The 6,432-nt window shown below is 58.0% G+C and carries 5 protein-coding genes; all 5 read right to left on the bottom strand.

What is annotated here, in order from left to right; translation table 11 throughout:
• Positions 1-646: MlaD family protein (locus AD944_RS14855; protein WP_061474880.1), on the bottom strand; the 646-nt coding region annotated here is incomplete at its 3' end.
• The gene (locus AD944_RS14850; protein ID WP_035377599.1) at positions 646-1,347 is read right to left on the bottom strand and encodes a P-loop NTPase family protein; all 702 of its coding nucleotides are present in this window, start codon (positions 1,345-1,347) and stop codon (positions 646-648) included. The genes AD944_RS14855 and AD944_RS14850, both read right to left, overlap by 1 nt.
• A 2-nt stretch (positions 1,348-1,349) precedes the next feature.
• Positions 1,350-2,243: an MlaE family ABC transporter permease gene (locus tag AD944_RS14845; protein WP_045542330.1), complete on the bottom strand. Its 894-nt coding sequence runs from the start codon at positions 2,241-2,243 to the stop codon at positions 1,350-1,352.
• On the bottom strand, positions 2,240-4,576 hold the full coding sequence (locus tag AD944_RS14840) for an adenylate/guanylate cyclase domain-containing protein (RefSeq protein WP_045542331.1): 2,337 nt from the start codon (positions 4,574-4,576) through the stop codon (positions 2,240-2,242). Before AD944_RS14840 ends, AD944_RS14845 begins: the two co-directional genes overlap by 4 nt.
• Positions 4,577-4,935: 359 nt before the next feature.
• Positions 4,936-6,429 carry a Ppx/GppA family phosphatase gene (locus AD944_RS14835; protein WP_045542332.1) on the bottom strand — a complete coding sequence of 498 codons (1,494 nt, stop codon included), beginning with the start codon at positions 6,427-6,429 and terminating at the stop codon, positions 4,936-4,938.
• Positions 6,430-6,432: the final 3 nt, after the last annotated feature.

Here is a 6,432-nt window from a genome sequence, read left to right as displayed (position 1 = left end):
TGAGCGAGACGGCAGCCGCCTGCGCCTGACGGATCAGTTCATCATTGGTCATCAACTGCCCAACGGTACCTTTGCCTGCATGCATATCCGTAATGGTGGCATCAAGCTGCACCATCATATGCCGGGCACTGGCAATAGCGGGCATGATCTGGGCCTGAATATCGTTCAGGGTGGCAGTGATCATGTCTGCGGGGTTTGGTGCTGGCGTGGCGCTGATAACCGCGTAGCTCCAGTCCATCGGGTCGCCATGGCCTTTGTTCAGTTCCAGATAGGCGGCCCCTGTCACAATAAACTGTTTGCGGATAACAGCCGTGCTATCCCTCCGAATGAACGGTTTGGCCTGTGGGTCCAGATCAACAATGGCGTACATATCGCCCGAGGGATTCAGTTTGACGGAACGGATGGTGCCAGCATGCGCACCCAGAAGCTGCACATCGCCCCCAACTGTCAGCCCCCCCACCCCACCGGCAGGCAAGGTCACTCGCAGCGTGGCAGGAGGTGTCAGCCAGTCTCGCAACACCCCGGCCTCCACCACGGCACCGGCAAACAGCACCACGCTGAGAAGCACGAGGAAGCCCACCCACTCATCCGCATAACGGAGAGAGATCAGCGGTTTTATTTTCTGTCGTAAGCGGATCTGGAACATTACCCCGTCCGTACTGCTACAAGCCCGTCATCGGCAAGACGCCACATACTGGTTACACCCTGCTGGTAGCCCTGCCATATGGCATTATTGCGCACCAGCCAGATAACACCTGCCCCCTTGTCCCGCGCATCTGTCAACGCGCTCAGAAACGCGCGTTCAAGTTCAACGGGACTTGCTTCCAGCGGGTCTTCCAGAAGCAGCAAACGGGGGCGTCCCATAAAAGCCCTGACACACCCCGCCCGCAGGAGATCTGCCGAGGATAACAGACCGGGCCGCAAAACAGGCAACCCCGGCAGCCCAAACTGCTCGCTCAGGCGCGCAGCCTCTGCCACCACCTCATCCATGGGGCGGTTGGTATGATGCAACTGCTGCAACGTAATAGCCAGATGTGTGCCTAAAAACGTGGGCCAGCTTGCCCTGTGGGTTATGCGGCCAATCCGCCCACGCAGGGCATTCACTTCCCTGTCATGCAGTTCTGTCCAGTCCAGCCCCATAAATTTTACGGAGCCTTCATCAAGCGGTACCAGGCCGGAACACATATCTGCAAACTGGGTTGCGTTTTCAGGATCACGCGCCTCAACCACCACGCACTCCCCCGGCATGACACGCATACTGAACGGCACGGGAGGCAGGCCGCTTTCCTCAAAGGAGGGCACCGCCTTGTTCAATTCCAGCAGGGGGCCAACGGTCCGTATATCCATGCCTACAGGTCCAGACTGAACAGAACGCTGACAGCCATGACAATCAGCAATCCACGGGAAAAGCCGCGCGGCAGAAGAGTGCGCAGGTTATCCTCGTTGGTGGCGGTCAGACCTGTCAGACAGCCGCCCAGCCCCACCACAAATCCTACCGTAATGAACTTGAGCGGAATGATCAGGTAATCCGCCGGGGACATGGCCACCACCACATCATAAAAGAAGGTCCAGACCGGATTGGTTATCACCCCGGAAATCCGGCTGATAACGTAGCCTGTCAGCAATGCTGCGAAAGAGAACAGTATGCCTAGTGTAAACCCGCCCAGGGTGAAGGCCAGGGTACGGGGCATAACCAGCAGCAGGAACGGATCAAGCCCCTGTGCCTGCATGGAGCGGACCTGCCCGCCGGTGGTCAGCAGCCCCAGCTCTGTTACGGACAGCATGCCATTCCGCCCCAGCAGCAGAATACCCACAAGAATGGGCGCGATTTCCCGGATCACCACGTTGATCAGAATGGAGCCGGTCATTTTGGCAAGGCCAGCAAGACCCAGCCAGTAAATGGTTTGAGAAACCGCGGCCACACCCGTGAGCGTACCGGAAAACAGGGTGGCAATAAGGCCGCCACCTACAACGCTGTTAAGGGTGACGCCAAATTCATAGCGCACGGTTCTGCGCCAGGAATGAGAGCGAAAACTTTCATAAATAACGCCCCAGGACGCCCCCAGCATGATGAGGAAAAATCGGGCCTGATGACGGGTCATACGGCCTATCAAGGCCAGTTTTTCCCTCAGCCATTCATGCAGCACAAACGGTTTGCGGCCACGATGCGGAAGGGCATCCGCTTCCAGAATGGGGTCACGGTCTCCCCCGCCCTCCCGTGGAGTAAGGTTATCCTCGCTCATCGGCGTGCCGCGAGAACATAGGCCTGCCCCAAGCCAAGGTGCGGCGCAAAGAATGCCCCTCGGCTACGGAACAGATAGCGGTCACGCAGCACGGCATACACCCGTTCCGTAACCTGAATGGTGCCGGCATCCGCCGCACCCTGCGCCATCAGTTCGGCCAGAGAAACGGTTTGCCCCCACAGGTTGAACACCTGCGGGTCTGCCCCAACGGGGCCGCCAAAGGCTGCTCCGTAATCCAGCCCCATGGTAAACACAGGTTCAAGATCAGCCGCGGCAAGGGCCGCCATCAGGGTTTCACGCATGGTCAACGCCGCATCCGCCATGCGAATGATGGCTGTGGGATCTTCCTCTGCCGCGCAGCCCGCCATGCAGATCAGGCGATGCCCGGCCACTTCCACCGCAAACAGCTTTCTTTCCTGCGCAATACGCTGCACATCAGACGCAAGCTGGTTAGTCAGCTTGAGCAGCGCTTCTGTTTCAGCCTCTCCATCCACAACCGGATCAGAAAAGGTGATGACCAGAACCGCCACAGCCGGATAAATACCAGACGCTGTAACTGCCGCAACTTCCGGCGCACGCATGAGCATGTTGTCAAACTGAGTGGCGGGCAGATCAGCCGCCTGCTGCACCGCGAGCGCGGCGTGATCCGCATTGCTCTGTGTGCCATGCTCTGCATCAGGCGCATTTTGCTGTGCAGCCGCAAGGCGCATGCCTGCAATGGCGGTTACAAGATCAACAAAATAGACCAGATGCGGGGCCATATTTGCATCTTCCAGCACCACAGCCCCCATGACGCTGCCTGCCCCATGGATGGGATAAACCGCGAGCATGTGCGTACCGGCCTCACGCATCACCAGCCGTTCAAACTGAGAGGTACGCTCATCCACTGCGGCGTCTGGCACGATAAAGGCCTCACCTTCTTCCACTGCCTTGAAGAACGCATCCAGTTCAGAACGCGACATTTCAAAACCGCCGGAATGAGCATCCTGCCTCTGATCATAGGAATCATTACAGACCATCGCCGAGCCATCATGCAGGAACCGCCAGATACTGGCCCGGTGTGCATTGGTGACATGGGCAAGCTGCTCCGTGAGCACGAGAGAATCATTGGTCGGGTCAAACAGTCGGGGGGTGGCCGCCACCTGCTGCACGGCTCCCGTTTCATGCGTGATCTGGGCATTTTGGCGTGCCAGCAGCCGCGCATTACGTTCAGACCGACGCACCTGACGGATAAGCAGCCCGGCCAGCACCAGAGAGAATGCAATAATGACAGCTGCAAACTGAAGGCTCTGCTGGCTGCTCTGCTTGGCAAAGCTGGCAAAATCGCTTTCGGGGGCGGACAGTAACAGAATCCAGCCTTCGGATGAGCCGGGAAGCGGTGCGGCAATGGTGACGTAACGCTTCTTGTTCAGGCTAAAGCTGCGTGGTCCAAATCCGCGCACCCGATAATGGTCATATCCGCGCGCAAATACCGGATGCGTTTTGGGGTCCAGCACCATCTTGTTGGGGTCCCACCCTGCGGCCTCGGCAAGCTGCATCAGGTTCCGCCCGGCCATGACACGGCCTTTACTGTCCAGAACAATGGCGTTGCCGCTTTTACCCACCTTGATGTGGTCAAGAAACGTACTGAGCTCGTTCAAGGAAATATTGGTGGCAAACACCAGCGTATGACCATCCTGCCCCTTAAAGCGCAGGGAGCTGGTCATGACAAACTGCTTATCTGTGGGGAAGAGATAAGGCTGCGTCCACTTTATCTCGTTACTGCCTGCCGTGTTCTGATACCATGGGCGTGTGCGGGGATCATAATCCTTGGCATCATCATCGGCCTCACCCGTCTTTACACCCTCAATTGTATAATAGTCGTGGTGAAAAACCTTTCTGCCACCCTTTACCTGCAGAGTGGTACGCTCCTGCTCCTTCCCATCCTTGCCATGGCGGGTGATCAGAACAAAACGACCGGCATCATCTGCCAGATAGAAGGACTGAAGCTGCGGCACACTGCGCAACATGGCTCCGCCGTAGGAGTAGAAAACCTTATCCTGCACCGCTGGCGGCACATGCTCTATCATGCCACTGGCAATAACGTTCCCGGCAGACGCGGGCATGATGTAATCAGAAACTTCCTGGGCAATGTAATGCTGTACGGCGCCCAGCAGTTCGTGTGTGAGGGATTCTACCCCGGCGCGCGTGGTGCGGTAGGAATGCACACCAATCACAATAACGGCCACAATACCCAGAACAAGCGCCAACAAAGGCAGGACCAGATGCAGCAGTACACGGCGCACGGAAACATCGTGCTGGAGGGTCGGATCGACTATCTCATCAGAAGACACGTGACATTTTCCACTGACTTACTGGCCACTGATCCCCTTTTCCCGCAGGGTGTTGACCCAATTCCTGCCTGAAAATCAGACAGATGCCGGAGCAGGCGCAAGGTGTGCAGGGTGCCCAGAACTGACAGACTTGTCCACCCTAAAGCGGTGGCTGTCCCGTTTCACGCATTGCTTGTCTGCGCTTTCTACTTCCCAGCCCAATAGCGTGAACCATTTTGCAAAGCAGGAAGCTGGCACCGCACCCGCTCGGCGCTCTACATCCTGAAAAGGCAAAGTGACGTTCTTACAGACAACCAGAGCCTCACAAAGGCCTCAGGGGCGTTCGGGCCATGTTCGAATGCCCCACAACAGCAGTTGCTTCACGCGTCGTCTGGTTCGGTTTCCAGACGGGTGGGCGCATCCAGCGCCTGCCCCAGACGGCTCAGGCCCCGCCCCACACTCTCCCCGCGCACGGCAACACAGGACGCACCAAGGCGCAGAACCAGTTCCTTGCGCTCCCATGTCAGGGCTGTGCCTTCAAGCAGGGCTGCCGTTCCACCGGAAACAGAATAGGCCAGCCGCAGCGCCAACCCAAGAATGACAGCTTTCTTCCACTGTTTTTCATCCAGCAACGCGCGGGACGTGGAAAGAAATTCAGCGTTCAGATCAGCCGCATACCGGATAGCCAACGCCAGAGAAAGCCATGCGCGGGCTTCATGATCAAAGCCCACACCCTGCAGGCGAAGAATGCGCCAGTAGGTTTGTTCGGACCGATATTCCGGATGGTCATGGCTTCCCACATCAGACAGCCAGCACACAATGCGGCGCAAATGGGTCTGTCGCTGGTTTTCTTCTACAAACAGAGCGTTTGTCCACCGCATCAGCACATCAGGCAGTTTGGCGCTCCGGCCCAATCGGGCGCACATATCCTGTGCCACAACGGCCAGGGGGTCCTGCGGCAGGCAATCCGGTGCCACGTTCAGCATGTACCAGCCTTCACGCAGGCCATCCACGCAGAATACAACCCGGTCAGGCTGAACCTTACGCAGCAAGCGACGCAGCACTGTGGCAGCAAAAGGAATATCATCCAGCCGCTTTTTGGGCGCGCCCGGCAAACGTTCCAGACTGCGGCGGGGCGCATGCAGCAGCCAGCCCGTCATCTCCCGCGCTTCTTCCTGCGCCAGAGTGTAATAATGGACAATGTTCAGCGGATAATTCATGCGGGCAATATGCAACCGCGCCAGAGCACGAAACGCCCCGCCTACCAGATACAAAGTGCCACCCTTGACCTTTGGCAGCCAGTTAACGGCCCCGATATCCGCATCCGCCAACGCCTTTGCGGTGTTGAGATCGCCCTTGGAACGATCACTCAACCGGATGACACCAAGCGGCAGGGTATTGGCATCATGCCGCCCATCGCTAGTGATACGGATGAGTTCAAGCGACCCACCACCGACGTCAGCCACCAGACCGCTGGCACCGGGGATACCGCACATCACACCAATGGCGGAATGATCGGCCTCTTCCTCACCCGATAAAATGCGGATTGGCACATCGGGCATGTTGGCGCGCAGGGCCGCCACAAAGTCAGGGCCGTTGGCCGCATCCCGCACGGCGGCTGTTGCCAGAATTTCAAACGGGTCCGCATTCATGGCACGAGCAATGGCATGGAAGCGGTTGAGCACCTCCATGGCCATGCTCACGCCTTCCTCATTCAGGCGGCCGGTGGCGGTAAGACCACGCCCCAGGCGCAGTACCGCTTTTTCATTGAAAATAGGAACAGGATTACGGGAAACGCCCTCGAACACAACGAGGCGCACCGAATTGGACCCAAGATCGACAACGGCCGAACGGCGCGGCGTATCAGTTTGCATACT

The organism is Acetobacter tropicalis (genome assembly GCF_001580915.1).
GTDB lineage: Bacteria > Pseudomonadota > Alphaproteobacteria > Acetobacterales > Acetobacteraceae > Acetobacter > Acetobacter tropicalis.
This window is presented reverse-complemented; position numbering and strand designations above follow the sequence as displayed.